This is a genomic window from Parcubacteria group bacterium (assembly GCA_041659505.1).
GTDB lineage: Bacteria > Patescibacteriota > Minisyncoccia > Moranbacterales > UBA2206 > UBA9630.
The window spans coordinates 1-16624 of record JBAZYF010000004.1 but is presented as its reverse complement, the minus strand read 5'-3'; the positions used below and the strand labels follow the sequence as shown (position 1 = coordinate 16624).

General features: G+C 40.3%; 19 protein-coding genes and 1 tRNA gene. 19 read left to right on the top strand and 1 reads right to left on the bottom strand.

Features of this window, described 5'->3' with window-relative positions; genetic code table 11:
* Nucleotides 1-16 precede the first annotated feature (16 nt).
* The 4 genes from WC848_05510 to WC848_05495 all read left to right on the top strand — a co-directional run bounded on the left by WC848_05510 (nucleotide 17) and on the right by WC848_05495 (nucleotide 2003).
* Nucleotides 17-91 (top strand) — tRNA-Glu (locus tag WC848_05510).
* Between the two features lie 175 nt (nucleotides 92-266).
* Nucleotides 267-986: a dihydrofolate reductase family protein gene (locus tag WC848_05505; protein ID MFA5962112.1), complete on the top strand. Its 720-nt coding sequence runs from the start codon at nucleotides 267-269 to the stop codon at nucleotides 984-986.
* A gap of 114 nt (nucleotides 987-1100) precedes the next feature.
* Nucleotides 1101-1538 carry a peptide deformylase gene (locus WC848_05500; GenBank protein ID MFA5962111.1) on the top strand — a complete coding sequence of 146 codons (438 nt, stop codon included), beginning with the start codon at nucleotides 1101-1103 and terminating at the stop codon, nucleotides 1536-1538.
* 147 nt (nucleotides 1539-1685) lie between these two features.
* A complete protein-coding gene (locus tag WC848_05495) occupies nucleotides 1686-2003 on the top strand; it encodes a MazG nucleotide pyrophosphohydrolase domain-containing protein (GenBank protein ID MFA5962110.1) in 318 nt (105 codons plus the stop codon).
* A 218-nt stretch (nucleotides 2004-2221) separates the two neighbouring features.
* Here WC848_05495 and WC848_05490 read toward each other — a convergent pair whose 3' ends face one another.
* Nucleotides 2222-2548: a hypothetical protein gene (locus WC848_05490; protein ID MFA5962109.1), complete on the bottom strand. Its 327-nt coding sequence runs from the start codon at nucleotides 2546-2548 to the stop codon at nucleotides 2222-2224.
* A gap of 162 nt (nucleotides 2549-2710) precedes the next feature.
* Between WC848_05490 and WC848_05485 the strand changes: the two genes are divergently transcribed.
* The 15 genes from WC848_05485 to WC848_05415 all read left to right on the top strand — a co-directional run.
* Entirely contained in the window at nucleotides 2711-3178 is a 468-nt protein-coding gene (locus WC848_05485) for a hypothetical protein (GenBank protein ID MFA5962108.1), read from the top strand.
* A gap of 79 nt (nucleotides 3179-3257) precedes the next feature.
* Entirely contained in the window at nucleotides 3258-3869 is a 612-nt protein-coding gene (locus tag WC848_05480; GenBank protein ID MFA5962107.1) for a LysE family transporter, read from the top strand.
* Nucleotides 3870-3886: 17 nt separating this feature from the next.
* Nucleotides 3887-4165, top strand: a complete 279-nt coding sequence (locus WC848_05475; GenBank protein MFA5962106.1) for a DUF3850 domain-containing protein — start codon at nucleotides 3887-3889, stop codon at nucleotides 4163-4165.
* A gap of 68 nt (nucleotides 4166-4233) precedes the next feature.
* Entirely contained in the window at nucleotides 4234-4974 is a 741-nt protein-coding gene (locus WC848_05470; protein ID MFA5962105.1) for an SDR family oxidoreductase, read from the top strand.
* Nucleotides 4975-5027: 53 nt separating this feature from the next.
* Complete coding sequence (locus WC848_05465) at nucleotides 5028-6401, top strand: sodium:solute symporter family protein (protein MFA5962104.1); 1374 nt, start codon at nucleotides 5028-5030, stop codon at nucleotides 6399-6401.
* Nucleotides 6402-6559: 158 nt separating this feature from the next.
* Nucleotides 6560-7027: a hypothetical protein gene (locus WC848_05460; GenBank protein ID MFA5962103.1), complete on the top strand. Its 468-nt coding sequence runs from the start codon at nucleotides 6560-6562 to the stop codon at nucleotides 7025-7027.
* A gap of 800 nt (nucleotides 7028-7827) precedes the next feature.
* Complete coding sequence (locus WC848_05455) at nucleotides 7828-8556, top strand: exonuclease domain-containing protein (GenBank protein ID MFA5962102.1); 729 nt, start codon at nucleotides 7828-7830, stop codon at nucleotides 8554-8556.
* 81 nt (nucleotides 8557-8637) lie between these two features.
* A complete protein-coding gene (locus WC848_05450; protein MFA5962101.1) occupies nucleotides 8638-9750 on the top strand; it encodes a polyprenyl synthetase family protein in 1113 nt (370 codons plus the stop codon).
* Between the two features lie 9 nt (nucleotides 9751-9759).
* Nucleotides 9760-10473, top strand: coding sequence for a polyprenyl diphosphate synthase (gene uppS / locus WC848_05445; GenBank protein MFA5962100.1), 714 nt, complete (start codon nucleotides 9760-9762; stop codon nucleotides 10471-10473).
* Nucleotides 10474-10654: 181 nt separating this feature from the next.
* Nucleotides 10655-10969, top strand: coding sequence for a thioredoxin (trxA, locus tag WC848_05440; protein ID MFA5962099.1), 315 nt, complete (start codon nucleotides 10655-10657; stop codon nucleotides 10967-10969).
* A gap of 217 nt (nucleotides 10970-11186) precedes the next feature.
* A complete protein-coding gene (locus WC848_05435) occupies nucleotides 11187-12110 on the top strand; it encodes an FAD-dependent oxidoreductase (GenBank protein ID MFA5962098.1) in 924 nt (307 codons plus the stop codon).
* 459 nt (nucleotides 12111-12569) lie between these two features.
* A complete protein-coding gene (locus WC848_05430; protein ID MFA5962097.1) occupies nucleotides 12570-13709 on the top strand; it encodes an NADP-dependent malic enzyme in 1140 nt (379 codons plus the stop codon).
* 9 nt (nucleotides 13710-13718) lie between these two features.
* On the top strand, nucleotides 13719-14159 hold the full coding sequence (locus WC848_05425; protein MFA5962096.1) for a secondary thiamine-phosphate synthase enzyme YjbQ: 441 nt from the start codon (nucleotides 13719-13721) through the stop codon (nucleotides 14157-14159).
* Between the two features lie 127 nt (nucleotides 14160-14286).
* On the top strand, nucleotides 14287-15303 hold the full coding sequence (gene mltG / locus WC848_05420) for an endolytic transglycosylase MltG (protein ID MFA5962095.1): 1017 nt from the start codon (nucleotides 14287-14289) through the stop codon (nucleotides 15301-15303).
* A 96-nt stretch (nucleotides 15304-15399) separates the two neighbouring features.
* The coding region (locus WC848_05415; GenBank protein MFA5962094.1) for a hypothetical protein at nucleotides 15400-16624 on the top strand (1225 nt) is incomplete at its 3' end.

The window sequence follows — 16624 nt, the reverse complement described above, 5'->3', positions numbered from 1 at the left end:
CAGGGCCAATTTATATGCCGCGTTCGTCTAGCCCGGTCAGGACGCCAGGTTCTCATCCTGGAAATCATGGGTTCGAATCCCATACGCGGTACAATCATTTCAGCGGGCAGGTTATCCTGGAAAGAGGAGTTCCCTGCCTGCCGGTAGGCAGGGACTCTCCTTGGGGCTACCAAGTAAAAAATCCCAATTATTTGGGATTTTTTTGTTTTGCCAAAAAGTGAAAAGCCGAGTAAAATTGAGAGGTAAGTAATAGATTACGTAATAACATGGACAAAACTCGACCAATCACAACGCTATTCATGCTTTCGTCCCTTGATGGAAAAATTTCCACAGGGGATACTGACGCCATGGATACTGACACGGATTACCAAAAAATCAAGGGCGTAAAGGAGGGGAGACAGCAATACTATGATTTAGAGAAAAAGACGGATTTGCATTTTCTAATCACAGGAAAAGTAATGACAAAAAAATGCCCGTCGCTCGATGTGAATAATAGAAAGGATAAACCAAAAAAGCTTTGCGCCAACTGCATTATCGTGGATAATCATAATTTGCAAATGCGTGGCATAAAATATCTTTTAAAAAAATTTAACTCTTTGACGGTAGTAACAGCAGAAAAGTCACATCCAGCAATTAAAATGAAACTGGATGGGTTGAGGGTGCTTCAGTGTCCAAAAAAGATCGATTTCCCTGATTTATTCAGAAAATTAAAAAGTAAGTACGGAATAAAAAAGCTAACTATTCAATCAGGCGGGACGCTCAATGCGGTGCTTTTGAGAAACAATCTGATCGATCGGGTGTCTATTGTTATCGCTCCCTGTCTTATCGGAGGAAAAGAAACAGCAAGTCTAATTGACGGAGAATCGTTGCATACTCAAAAAGAATTAAAACATATAAAAGCGTTGAAACTGAAGGAATGTAATGTTTTGAAAAATTCATTTATTCATTTGGTTTATGATGTGATAAATGACACTAAGATAATTTGAAAATTTAAATTCAAAGCCATGATTATAAAAGAAATAATACAAATAGGTAATCCGATTTTAACCCGTCCATCTAAATTTGTTGCCAAGGTTGATGCGAAAGAAACGCAATGAGTAATAACGAACTTAGTTGATTCGATGCGTTATCATGACTTAATTGGTATAGCAGCTTCGCAAATAGGGGAAAAGCTTAGAATATTTGTTACCGAGGTTCGTAAAACTAAATACCGAAATCTGCCCACCGACAAACTTCGCATATATATCAACCCTGAGATTGTCTGGTCATCTAAAAAGCAAGTCGTGATTTATGAGGGCTGTGGTAGCGTTGCCTATGCTAAGCTTTTCGCTCCCATCCGCCGTCCAGAAAAAATAATTATCGAGGCTAGTGATGAAAATGGCAACAAATTTAGACTTGATGCGGGTGGCATGCTTGGTCGTGTAATCCAGCACGAGTATGATCATTTGGATGGCATTGAATTTACTGAAAAAATCACAGATATGAGAAAGATTATGAGTTCAGAGGAATATAAAAAGATGGTGGATTTTAAAACATAAAAATTGTCAGACACATCGCACACGGAATATGCGATTCCGCTCCGCTACATCTAAATGCTTTGCACTTCGGATGATGCTAAAACATTAAATGAAATTTTAAATTTTGATTCACGTTTGATATCAGATCTAAATATTTTTATAAAAAATATGGACATAAAAGTATTTCAACATGAAATTTTAGATGTGTTTTCTAGGATGGATAAAGTACCAAATCGCCGGCCTCATACAAAACAAAGTGCGGTTATTCATCTTGTGGAAGAAATAGGAGAAGTTGCTCGACAAGTTACAAATGAATATCATTGGCCTGAAAAATTTGATAAAGAAAATTTCGGTTCAGAACTTGCTGACGTTTTGATGTTTATAGTGTTGTTGGCGAAACTTTACGATGTGGATATTTCAAAAGAGATGGAGACTAGCATTCAGCGAGTAAAAGATAAAGTGGCTAAAGTTTCAAATATCGCTTAATATGGTGTATCTGATTCTGTTGCGCCTAATCGCACCTTAGATAATGTTGAAATGTTAGGAGAAATAAGTCTATAAGGCAATCAATATGGTTTGTGATATAATTCAGTTAAACGAAATTTTGTTCAAAAATATTTTTATTTAAATAGCCCTTTTAAAATTTTAAAAAAGAGGCCCAAGGAATTATTCCATTGGGCCACAAAGATTTGTGTCGAGATGTTTCATTCAACTACTTCCAATTTTCTCCATCTCTTTTTTGTAAATGGTTCAATCGCTATCAGCAAAAACGTAAACCAGATAGGTGAAGAGCTAACAACGACAAACGGAATTGGGAACTCTGTCAATTTTGCAAAGAACCAATTAAGGCTGTTTGCCACGATAAAACCCAAAAACACGACCGCAAAAGGTAATAATACCCAGGAAAGAAAAAGCGCGAGCCACACTTCGGCAATGTAAGCCATTGTGTCAGTATTGTTGGGTTCCGGACTGGAAACGAACGATTTGTGCTGCACTAACTTATAGTGCCAACATCCTTTCTTTACACGCATTTTTGCCTCCTTGATTTTTGATTATTCTTGGCGTTACTCTCATGTTTATGATTTTGCATCTTATCATACCCATAGAAAAAGTCAACTAATGCTGGCGAAATAATTTTTAAAGGGCTTTTTTAATGCTAGAAAAAGCTTAGCTGAAGGAGAAGAAATAAAATTATGAAATGGAAATTGCCGCCAAAAATAAAAATATATGAAGCGCTAGGAAGTCTTGGGGACGGAAGAATTGAAATATCAGGAAACACAGGAAAGGTTTATTCTTCCAGTGGCCAGAAGTTTTATGCTGTAGTTTTTGACCCAGAACAGAAATCCATCATGGCTAATGATAATGGATCTTATTGGCAAGGATACCTCGGCTATCCATCAATTGCTTTTTTGATGAAAACTGGGATAATTAAGTTTAACTCTGTTTATTCTGAAGCATTGAAAGGGATTGCTTGGAAAGACATAAACACGGAGTTTGAGAATGATTTCGGAAAGACTGCTGATTATGTCCATGAGATGTTAAAAGAGCGAGGAATTGCATCGAGCGATTTTTTAGAGGAAGTCGATTCAATTTATGGTCAAATTGAAAAACTCGATTTAGCATTATTAGGAAGCAAAACGAAACCGCCACAAGGATACTAATTTTAAAAATAAAGAAGTTTATAAGTGGATAAATTTTATTTGAGATTTGCGGAACTTATTGATTGGGGACAAAAATAATATGAGCAATGAAATTGCAAATGCATTGATTCTGGGTTTAATTGGCGGGGTAATACCGGGTCCAGTTCTGACTGCTACCTTTACGGAAATTTTACAGTCTGGTTTTTTGAAAAGCCTGCGGATTGTTTTTTGGGCTATGTTTACAGAAACTGTAGTGGCATTGCTAAGTTTACTGATTCTTTCATCAATGGGGTTTTCAGAAGCTGTTTTCAGTGGAATATCATTTGTCGGAGCAGGTATCCTTATTTGGATTGCTACTTCAATATGGAAAGTTAAAAGAATCGACAGCGATAAAAAAGTCCATTTTAGTTTAGGAAAAATATCCGCTATGATTATGGCTAATGGTGTGTTGTGGACTTTCTGGATAACGGTTTGTGTGCCAAGGGCGATATCACTAAGCGAAAAAATACATCTTGGTCAATTTCTATTTCTAATACTTGTCGAGATTGGTTGGCTGGTGTCTACTGTGACTGTAGCAATTATATTTTCTCGTTTCAGAACGATACTTTCAAATCCCAAAGTAGTGCCAATTATATTTAAAATATTTGCCCTGACCTTTCTATATTTTGCCATTGATATGATATATAAAAGTATTAAATATTTTTCATCATAATAAAGTAAGACAAATTTATGGCAACTGTACACAAAAAAGTTTGGAAAGAATATTTTGATAAATTGGCTTCAGGCAAGAAAAGGTTTGAACTTCGGCTGGCTGATTTTGAGATCAAGGAAGGTGATACGCTGGCTTTAGAGGAATGGGATAATGATAAAAAAGAATATACTGGCAGAAAACTGGAAACCACAGCTAGTTATGTTGCCAAAATTAAAGACTTTCCATTCTGGTCGAAAGAGGATATCGATAAATATGGGTTTCAGATAATTCAGTTTGATGTAAAAAATAAGTCATAAAATTTATGATTAATTCAGTGCTTATAATATTTATCCAATAGAGAATTTGTAAATTAATTTTCAAAATTATGTTCAAAAATAAAGTTGTTATAGTAACTGGTGCATCAAGTGGCATTGGAGCCGAAATTGCTTTGATGTTTGCTAGCGAAGGCGCAAATCTAGTTATTACCTATAAGGAAAATAAGACAGGAGCGGAGGAAGTTGCTTCTAAAATAATAAAAGTAGGGGGTGGGGCTATTATTGCCCAAGCTGACCTAATCAATGAACTGGACGCCAAAAATGTTATTAAAAAGGCTAGATCGGAATATGGCAAGATTGATGTTTTAGTGAATAATGCTGGCGGGTATATTGATGGTGATGAGTGGAACGGAACTTCTGATATATGGACAAGAAGCTTGCAGCAAAATCTTGTGTCAGTAATGAATGTGTCAAAATATGCTATTGAAATTTTCCAGGAGCAAAAGTCAGGGGTTATGGTTAATATTTCCTCACGACATTCCATGCAGGGTCAATTTGGTTCGTTGGCATATGCAGCAGCAAAGGCAGGGGTTGTGAATATTACTCAGGCTTATGCAAAATTACTCGCGCCATTTGGAAGGGCTAACGCGGTTTCTCCGGGCGCAGTTAATGCTGGTTACTGGCTTACGGCACCGAAAGAAGAACTTGAAAGTACGCTTGAGAACATGCCACTTAAAAAACTTATTGAGACAAAAGATGTTGCAGAAATAGTTTTGTTTTTGGCGTCTGATAAAGCTAAAAATGTTACAGGGCAGAATATTCTCGTTGATGGTGGTGGTGCTTTGAAATAATCTTATTTACAAATTACTTAATAAATGTAAAATTGGTCAACCTACAAAAATCCATGGCACTCACAATCTTATTTTTCTTAATTTATATTGTTGTCGTTGTGATTATTGGAATTGTATCATCACGAAAAGAAACCGAGGAAGATTTTATGATTGCCAATCGCAAAGTTTCGGGTGTGCAGGTTGCCGCAACCATGAGCGCAGGCTTTTTTGATGGAGCAGTACTTTCTATCTATTTGGCCTACATTTACCAATACGGGATGTCTGCGGCATGGATGTTTGTCGGATTGGCAATCGGGTTTATTTTACTTCGCAAGCGTTACGCACTTATCATTAAACGCAAGGCTGACGAAGTACAGGCATACACAATGCCGGAATATTTTTTCAAAATATTTGGTAAGCATAACGGACTAATGTTTTCTTTTTTATTGGTGTTTCAATATTTTCTGTTGATGATAGTCAACTTTATTATCGCCGGGAAAGTATTGTCTATTATTTTCCCTTTGCCATATTACTTTTCTGTAATTATCGGCGGTGTAGTTATTCTTTCTTATTTGCTATTAGCAGGATTCAAGGCGGTAATTAAAACTGATTTTTTCCAGTTGGTGATAATGTTTGTAATGAGTTTGACTGTGGCTATCTTTCTATTTGGCAAAACTTCAATCCCCGTGTCGGAATTTAATCCAATCACGCTTGGATTTGGCAACTTAATTGGTTTTCTATTGTTAGGCAGTATAGGAATTTTAGTCGCGCCTGATTTGTGGCAACGTATTTTTGCGACCAAAGACGAAGCGAATCTCAAACGTGGCCTTGGATATTCAGCAATAATTTTACCACTTTTGGCCATCATCATAAGTATTGTTGGTTTAGCGACAAAACAATTTTTTCCTAATATTTTACCAGAAGATGCGTTAATCACTGGCTTCTCAAAATTATTGCCGTTTGGCTTAAAGGAATTTGGCATGGTACTGCTATATGCCGTCGCACTTTCATCATCAGATACTATTACTTTCATGATTTCCTCTATCTTCACACGCGACTTAAAAAATTACACAAAAAAATACAGCGAAGAATCCATGAAAAAATTGACAAGATTTTTTATGTTGTTATTTGTCGTTGTGACAGTAATCATTGCAATAGCCTACCAAAATATTATCGCTCTTGGATTATCAATGGGTAGTTTGTCTTTGGCATTATTTCCAGCTATCCTAGGATCATTTTATTGGAAACTCAACGAACGAGCAGTATTTTGGAGTTTGGTTTTATCTTTTGTAAGTGTAATAATCATTTTTATTGCCGACAAAGTCACTCCAGAAAATGCAGTGATTTCTCTGCCAGTCGCGCTAATAGCGCTGGTTGTTTTACAAAAAATATTTAATCGAAAGAAATTGACAGTCGTACCAAACCAATTTGAAAAAGGCTCGGTATAGACAATTGCTTGGTTTCATGCAATTATCAACGTACAGATAAAGCTCTTTGAAAAATTGAAAAAGAACTAGAATATTGACGCCTATTTCTTACTGTCAAAAACGTTGCAAAGCAACTTTCGAGTCAACAAGAATGTTTTTCGGAAAGGGAGGGATATCATATGCGAAATGATCTATATGAAAGGCTAAGGGAAGGGAAATTGTTGGTGAAAATACCAATGCATGAAATTGAAGAGGAGATATTAGGAATCCGGGCGGATGATTTCGAAGAGCAGGCAGGGAGGAATAAACTTATAACAGACAGTCTTCTCAATGCCAATTTGGATAACCCTTTTGTTTTTTGGAAGATAGGCACAACAACAAAAGATCTGGTGCTGAAAGTTATTTTCTTAATCGCCACGTTACTTTCCGTGATCGGTTGGCTGCACATGATTGCTATAAAATCATTCATGGGATCTCAATATGGTTTTCTGTTTTCCGTGTTGTCGCTTTTTACCGTGTGGTTTATCCAGAAAAACGAAATCACACCAGGAGAGGCGATTGATCGTTATGATCGAGCTAGGAAAGAGTCTCGCAATGAAAAATCATTTCTTGAAGCGACAATTCAGAGATACAATTTGGCAAACTAAAATGACTATTGAAAAGGAGGTAGAAGAATGGTGCAATATGACATCGTAACAAGGATAGCAAGTATTATAGGCACCGACGAAGTTGTCCATGTCGGCGCTGTACTTTGCTTAATACTCACGGCGATTATCGCTCTTGCCATGTTATGGGGCATTGTACGCGGGATCTATGTCAGCATTTTGCCTTTTTTAAAAGAAAAAAGGTTGATAAAAGTACGCCAGAAGTGCTACAGATCATAGAGGGGGAAATATGGAAAAATTTACGCTGTTTTTGCAAGAAATTGCTGCTCCTGTATTATGGCCAACATTGATTTACATGGTGGTACTGGTTCTTGTTTTAGTGTAAATTTATTTTTTCCGTCCCGATGAATGGAAAAAGCATTTCTGAAAATTCACTACTTAATATTGCGAATAGGAGGTTAAAATGAATAATTCCGATATTGTTGTAAGAATTGCAAGTATTGTTGGTTCGGATTACGTTATGCATATTGTTTTTATGCTTTGGCGTGTATCGGTTGTGTTAATCATTCTTTGTTGTGCATGGCGCACCATGCGTGAGATCTATATTCATGGGATCCTGCCTTTTATAAAAAGGTGAACAAAATTGCGCCAAAGTGCTATGAATAATAAAAGGGGACAGCGCATCCCCTTTTTTTAATTGATATAGACTGGAACTGATTGCAAAAAAGAAGATAGTATGTAGTTTTTGTTTTGCCAAAAAAGAGAATTTCAAGTAAGATTAAGAGGTAAGTAAGGGATTACGTAATTAATTACGTAATAAAAACATAAATTTTCAAAAAACAATGGATCGATCAAATCTGATTTTTCTCGATACGGAAACGACCGGAATCGGGCCGGAAGACCGCTTGTGCCAGGTAGCGTATAAGTTTCAAGGAGTGGAAAAAGAAGCACTATTCAAGCCGCCGGTTCCGATTGGAATCGATGCGATGGCCGTGGCGCATATCACTAATAAGATGGTGGCAGATAAAGAGGTTTTTGCGGGCTCCGAAATGCATCGGGCGCTCGAGGAAATTTTTTCTGCCGGACATATCTTGGTGGCGCATAATGCCGGGTTTGATGCGGAAATGCTCAAAAGGGAAAACCTGCAGCCAAACAGCCTGATTGATACATTTAAGTTGGCGCAGTATCTTGATGTAAATGGGGAAATTCCCAAATATGCCTTGCAGTATTTGCGCTATTATTTCGAGCTGGAGGTCTTGGACGCGCCGGCGCATGACGCGCTTGGAGATATCCGTGTCTTAGAAAAGCTGTTTGATTATTATTTCGCCAAAATGTCAATCGGAGAAAAAGGCGAGTTGGCTGTGATCGAAGAGATGTTGGCAGTTTCTGCCCGTCCGGTCTTGGTCAAAAAGTTCAATTTTGGAAAATATATCGGGATGAGCGTGGCGGATGTTGCGCAAAGAGATCGAAATTATTTACAGTGGCTTTTGAATGAAAAAATAAAAACACGTGATTCTGGCGGAGAGAATGATGAAAATTGGATCTATACCTTGCAACATTATCTAATCTAATGTTGGGTAATTTTGGCAATTTGAGGCACCTTCTCGACAGCGGACTGGTTTTTTAGTATAGTGAAGGAACGGAGTTAAGAGATGAATCTAAGGCATAATCGGATGGAAAATGATCTGGTAGTTATTGAGATGTTAAAAAAATATAAGCAACGGATCGAGCCTCTTTTAGGGGAATATTTTTTGCTGAAGACGGAGCAGGCGGAAAAAATCGATCCATTGGCAGTGGAAACGGTTGAAATAATCCGGCGGTTTGTACTTTCTGGCGGCAAAAGGATCCGCCCTGCTCTGGTATATTATGGTTATTTGGCAGCTGGAGGAAAAGATGAAGAAAGTGTAGTTCGGGCTTCGATGGCGATTGAATTGGCGCACGCCTTTCTCCTTATTCATGATGATATCATTGATCGTGACGCTACGCGGCACGGAATTGAAACGGTGCATGAAACCTACAAGGCACACGGTAGAAAAATAGGACTAAGTGACAGCGAAGCGACGCATTTTGGCAATTCAATGGCCATTACAGCTGGAGACTACACTCATACGATGGCAAATGAGATTCTTTACGACATTGATTTTGAGCCGGAAATCACTCTTGCTGCTCTGCGAAAAATTCAGGCAATTGTGACGCGGACCATTCCCGGAGAGATGCTGGATGTTCTGATGGGGGCTAAAGGGACAGCTACGGAGGAGGAGATATTGCGGATGTATGAAGGAAAGACTGCGCGGTATACTTTCGAGGGACCACTCCATCTCGGGTGCGTTTTGGCGGGACAGCAAAAAAATGCTAAACTGTTAGCATCACTGTCGGCCTACTCTTTGCCGGTCGGAAACGCTTTTCAGATCCGGGATGATATTTTGGGAGTTTTTGGCAACGAACACAAATTGGGCAAATCGGTCGGAGCTGATATAATAGAAGGCAAGCAGACACTTTTGGTTTCAAGAGCGTTTAGGACTGGCAATGGGAATCAAAAAAAAGAGCTAGATAGGCTTTTGGGCAAAAAAGATTTGACGGAACAGGAAGTGGAAATTTTTCGCCAAATCATCAGAGAGACGGGATCACTGGAATATTCCCAAAAATTGGCATCCAAGCTGGTGAGTGAGTCGCTTTCGGCCTTGGGTCAGATTGAATTTGAAAACAGCGAAGCGAGACAGTTTCTGGAAGGTATTGCTGAGTATATAATTAAAAGGGAAGTTTAAATTTAAATTATGGAACAGGAGTTGGATAATTTACCAAAGCATGTGGCGATTATTCCCGATGCCAATCGGCGCTGGGCGCGAGAAAGGGGATTGCCGCCTTGGAAAGGGCACGAAGTTGGTGCGGAAAATTTTGAAAAATTAATCAGCTATTCATTAAAAAAAGGCATTAAGTGTCTTTCTATCTGGGGATCATCGATCGATAATTTGACGAAACGCCCATTAGACGAGAAGAAGGCACTCCTGGAGATTTATAAAAAATATTTTACCAAGATGTTGGAGGGGAGTGAGATCCATGAGAATGAAGTGCAAGTGAATTTTATCGGGCGTTGGGAGGAGCAATTTCCGGATTCGCTAAAAAAGATCATTTACGCCGTGATTGAAAAGACGAAGAATTATCAAAAGCGGGTCCTAAATTTTTTGCTGGCGTATAGTGGTACAGATGAGATGCTCCTGGCGATGGAAAAAATCAATGCTAAGTGTGAAAAAGGAGCGAGAATTACAGCGGAAATGCTCAAAGAAAACTTGATGACAGCAAAACTTCCCGCGGTGGACTATATGATCCGCACGGGCGGTGAACCGCATAATAGCGCCGGGTTTATGATGTGGGATATGGCGGACGCGCAATTGTTTTTTTCTCCGGAAAAATTTCCTGATTTTAATGAAGAGAAGTTTGAAGAAGCGCTTGTGGAATTTGCGAGAAGGCAGCGAAGGTTTGGGGGATAAAAACATCGTCATTCTGAGCGAAGCGGAGCGGAGTCGAAGAATCTGCTTTTGCTTATCGCTAGCGTTGTGAGAATAGTAAAAACTTCGATTATTGCCGGCAGATCCTTCGACTTCGTCCGAGTACGGACTGCGCTCAGGATGACAACTTAAATTATTTGTTAATTTTTAATTTAAAAAATATATGGAACAAGTTTTTACCGATCAAAATTTTGATCAGGAAGTGTTAAAAAGCGACAAAGTAGTTTTGGTAGATTTTTGGGCGCCTTGGTGCGGGCCGTGTCTTGCAATGGGACCGATCATCGAGGAGTTAGCCAAAGAGCTGGATGGTAAAATTAAGGTGGGTAAGATCAATGTGGATGAAAATTCCAAGACTGCCCAGGATTTTGCCATTATGTCTATTCCGGCGCTGAAAATTTTTAAGGGTGGAAAAGTGGTACAGGAATTTATAGGGATGCAAGCGAAAGAGGTCTTGAAGGAGGCGTTGGAGAAGGCGTAATATTTGTGTCATCCTCGCGACCGCGTGCCGCCTTAGCTTTAGCGGTGGAGCAAGGCGGGGATCCAGGCACCTCGGGCTTAGTATATAGAAAAACGAGCTATTAAATGCAGAGCTGACTGAAATATGAGGCAAAAAGATTTATAATTCGATTTTCCAGAGTTTAAAACTAGTGGAACCTGGATTCCCGCCTTCGCGGGAATGACACTATGAAAAAATTATGCAAGAAACCTACGACTTAATCATCATCGGTGCGGGACCGGCTGGACTGTCTGCTTCGATTTATGCTTCGCGCTATAAGCTTAATCACTTGCTATTAGGAGCGACGATTGGCGGGCAGATCAACGAGATTCGGCAGTTGGAAAATTGGCCAGGGGATAAGTCTGTCTCTGGCTTTGACCTGCTTTCGCGTTTTGTCGAGCATACGAAAAGTCTCGGGATTTCTCCGCAAAATGAATCGGTCGTGGAAATCAAAAAATCGGACGAAGATGTTTTTGAAGTAGTGACAGGAAAAACTACGCACAAGACACGTGCCATTATTATGGCGATGGGGACGGAATATCGCAAGCTAAATGTTCCCGGCGAAAAAGAATTGACCGGCAAGGGTGTTTCCTATTGCGCGACGTGCGATGCGATGTTTTTTCGAAACAAGGTCGTTTCGGTGATTGGCGGAGGCAATGCGGCGGCTACTTCTGCCTTGGGACTAACGGATTTTGCTTCCAAGGTCTATCTGGTTTATCGCGGTGATCGTTTGCCAGCCGAACCGATCTGGCTTGACAAAATTGCGGCCAATCCAAAGATCGAAGTGATTAAAAATACCAATATCATCGAAATCAAAGGGGAGCAGAAAGTGGAAAAAGTTATCCTAGACAAAGCTTATAACGATAAAACATACCTCGAAACAGATGGTGTTTTTGTGGAAATCGGATCGGAGCCGGGCATCGAATTAGCGGAGCGTCTGGGAGTGGAAATTGATGAGCAGGGCTATATCAAAGTCAATGCGGATATGGGGACAAATATTCCTGGCATTTTTGCAGCCGGTGACATTACGACCGGATCGAACAAATTTCGCCAGATTATTACCGCTTCAGCCGAAGGCGCTGTGGCGGCGAATGGGGTGTATAAGATGCTGAAACTGAAATAATTCAGAGCCACTGACTTTGCCACGCCGAGCAGGCGGGTTAGCACTGATTACACTTGATTGCACTGATTTTTGGAAATAAAAAAACCACCTTGACTCCTGGCTGGGAATCAAGGTGATGCTGAGTGAGATAGGGGCTCATTGCTTCATGAAAGCCGCTATATTTTTTTCGTAGTCAAGGTTTGATTTTTTGCAGACAGCATATCTTGTCGGCAGGTTCTCCTTAAAAATTTCAAAAGATACCCTCGCATTTGAATTTTGAACGCGTACGCTACGGGGATATGTCGTGATTATGCGGAAGATTACTTCTTCACTTTCTCCGATAAGTAGGTCTCCTATTTTGAGATCAAGTTTGATTTGTGTGTTCATGCGGCCCTCCTCTTGGTAGATGCGTTGATTTTTTAAGCCATTTGCGTTGAAATAGCGACAATATTTACGATTTATAATTATACACCTAAACCTATGAAAAGTCAAGAGTTTGCGTCGATTAGGCTTTCCAAAAAAATTGGCGGGAAGATTGAAATTTGTAGCAAGGAAAAGCTGACGGAGAAAAATCTGGCGGTTTTGTATACTCCGGGGGTGGCGGAAGTTTCCAAGGCGATTGCCAAGGATAAGAAATTATCTTTTTCCTATACTATGCGTAAAAATACCGTGGCGGTCATTTCGGACGGTTCGGCCGTTTTGGGATTGGGCAATATCGGACCGGAAGCGGCTTTGCCTGTGATGGAAGGCAAGGCTTTGCTTTTCAAGGAACTTGCCGGAGTGGATGCAATTCCAATCGTGCTTGATACGCAAGATACCCAAGAAATTATAAAAATAGTTAAAGCCTTGGCGCCGACTTTTGGCGGGATCAATTTGGAGGATATTTGCGCTCCGCGTTGCTTTGATGTGGAGGAAGCGTTGAAAAAAGAATTGGATATTCCCGTTTTTCATGATGATCAGCATGGCACAGCGATTGTGGTTTTGGCCGGACTTTTGAATGCACTAAAAGTCGTCAAAAAAGATCTGGCGAAAATCAGAATTGTTATTTCCGGCACGGGTGCGGCGGGCGTGGCGATTGCTAAGTTGCTTTTGAAGGCCGGAGCGAAACATATCGTTATGCTTGATCGAATGGGGATAATTCACAAAGAAAGAGATGGCGGGCTTAATGATTCAAAGATGGAGATTGCGAGGATTACCAATCCGGAAAATATCCGTGGCAATGTGCGCGACGCACTGACCGGCGCGGATGTGTTTATCGGAGTTTCAGCGCCAAATATTCTCACGGAAGAAGACATCCACCAGATGAATAAAAACTCAATCGTGTTTGCAATGGCGAATCCTATTCCGGAAATTATGCCCGACCGGGCCAAAGCGGGCGGAGCACGCATCGTGGCCACTGGTCGCTCTGACTTTGCTAATCAGATCAACAATGTTTTGGCCTTTCCGGGAATCTTTCGCGGAGTGCTCGACAATCATGTCAAAAAAATTACCGAAGAACACAAAATTAAAGTAGCGTATGCGATTGCCAGTTTGATAAAAAAACCGACTCATGATAAAATAATACCAAGGGCGCTGGATAAAAATGTCGTAAAAAAAGTGGCCAGCGTCTTTAAGAAATAAAATAAAAAAATGAAGATTTATCGCAAAAAAATTGAAGTAAAAAGTACCAGCAGTATGGAGTTTATTGATATCACTAGCAGGGTGGCGGAAATAGTCAGCCAATCTGGCGTGCGGGAGGGAACGGTGCTTGTCTATTCCCCACATACTTCAGCCGGGATTTTAGTTAATCACAATGAACCGATGTTGCTTCAGGATTTTGCCCGCGTTCTTTATCGAGTAGCGCCGATTGAAGATCGTTATTCTCATGATCTTTTCGAATTAGCCAGGAGGAATAAGTCTGATGGTCGCAGTAATGGACATTCTCATTGCAAAGTGATGCTTTTGGGAATAAGTGAAACAATACCACTTGAGAAAGGGCATATGTTGATCACTGAGAAGCAAAATATCTTCATGGCGGAAATGGACGGAGCACGGACGAGAGAAATAATCATCCAAGTGATGGGGCTTTGACATTCTCTACGAATTACCTGCCCGCAATGCTATACACAGCGTTGCAGGCGGAAGAATTTATACGAATGTATGAATAAAGATAGTAGCGTAGAGGTTGAACCTCTAGCCGCTGGTTATTGTAAAATCAATGCGTAAAAAAATTATTTTAGGTTTTCTTTTGGTTTTTATCCTCGCAATTTTGGGCGGATTTTTTTATGTCCGCAATCAGATTTACTATTCACACGGCGTCCAAAAACAAGTCATTCTTTTTGAGATTAAAAAAGGGGAGGGAAATGAGGTGATTGCGACTAATTTGGGGAATAAGGGATTGATTTCGGGCAAGGTTTATTTCTATTATTACATCTATCGAGCCAAGTTGATAAACAGAATAATGCCCGGGTCGTATTTGCTTAGTGGCAATCTGACTATTCCGGAAATTGCCCATGCCATCACCAATCCTGAGACACAGGCCGTACGGATCACTTTTCCGGAAGGGTTGACGGCGAAGAATATGGCGGAAATTATCAGAAAAAATAATTTTGATGGCGATGGATTTTCAGCCCTCACTAGTAGTATCCCGGATAGTTTCCGAAAACGTTATGCTTTTCTTGCCGATCCTGAAGTCACCAGTCTTGAGGGTTATCTTTTTCCGGATACTTATTTTTTCAAAAAAGATCTGACCGCCGAAGCAATTGCCAAAAAAATGCTGGATAATTTTGAGAATAAATTAGATGAAACATTACTGACTGAAATTAAAAAGCAAAACAAAAAACTCTCCGACGTAATCACTCTTGCTAGCATCGTAGAAAAAGAAGTTCCGACGGAGGCGGATATGAAAATTGTAGCCGGCATTTTTGAAAATCGTTTAGCGGTCGACATGCCACTTCAGAGCGATGCGACGTTGTCATATATTTTGAATGACACGATTGACAGCCATTCTCTCGAACAGCTCAAAACTATTTCGCCATATAATACCTATACGAACAAAGGTTTGCCACCAGGACCAATTGCTAATCCGGGATCGCAAGCTATTTTAGCGGTTATTTATCCGCAAAAAACCGATTATACCTATTTTCTAACCGCGGGAACTGGCGAGGACAAGAAGACTTATTATGCTAAAACATATGACGAGCATTTGGCGAATAAACAGAAAGCGGAGCTATGAGAGCGAAAGTAATATTTATTTGTGGTGATGAATTTGAGCTTTTTGTTTTTCTTGAATTTATGATATATTATTAGCATTAAAACTAACAAAACAAAAATGAAAACAAAACTACTCAGCCTAATTATCGTTTCGGTTTTGATCTTTTCTTTTCTGTCTCTCAGTTCAAACAAAGCTCAATCGAGTACTTGTGGTAATGGGACTAAAGAAGATGGTGAAGAATGTGATTTTAATTCCGCTTTCGGACCGTATCCGAACCAGTGTCCTGATAATGGGCCGTGCAATCAGGCGACTTGTACCTGTGGCGCGCCTAGTCCGGATCCGGTGGATCCAAATGATCCTACTTGTCTTCCGGATTGTGCTTGTTCTGCGGACACCTATATCGGCTCTTATTGCATGGATAAATGCAATACGCGCTGTTATGGACAAAAGGTGGATCCGGTCTATGGACCAGGAGTGGGCAATCCGACGGAATACGTGACTTTTCATAATCGTTATACTCGGGTGCCGGAAGATGCGAAGATAGGTGATGACCCTGGCTATGCATTTGCAAATCCAATTACAAGAAATGGTGGATATGAGCCATATTACAGAGTATTTATTCCGCCAGGTGCAACACATATAAATGTTCAACAGATAGCTTTTACGGCCAGTGGTTCGGTTAATGATGGTTCTGTTACTCATTTCAATACTCCACCAACTGGCAGTCCTGAACCGGGAGGTTGGCCAGATATTCCCGCTAACCTGGACTATGATTGCAGTACATTCAAGCAAGATCAGGATGCATATCTCAAACTTGATTTAATCGAAAGTAAAGAATGCCACGCTCGCTTTAATATGGAGGGCTATCTTGACACTATAAAAATGGTTGGTTTTGATCCGGCCAAGCTTGATCAAGGAGGTTGGTTGTATATTAAATTGAGTGATGTAAATGGCAACTTTGATTCAGTTAAGTGGCCTTTCAATTCTGTTTCAGTCAGAGTCGACCCAAAAACCTACAATGACTGGTGGGACCATTATGGTTCCAGCCCAGACGGCTCCATCAACTGGGATAAAGACGTCGAAAGTGTCATCACCTATGTTGCCCCCACCAAACCCACCGACCCTATCAACGATCCCATTCTCCCCACTGGCCCCGACTGCGCCCAAAAAGTTTGCTCTGGTAATTCTTGTTGGAACGGAGAGGAATATATCGCGGGCACCAAAACCCAAGACTGCGCCACAGGATCAGCTAAGGCCAATCCCACTTCAATCAAACCAGCAACGATTGATGGTGAACCGAAAGAAGGAGAGATTTCCTATCTCACCTGGAGTTCTAGCAATG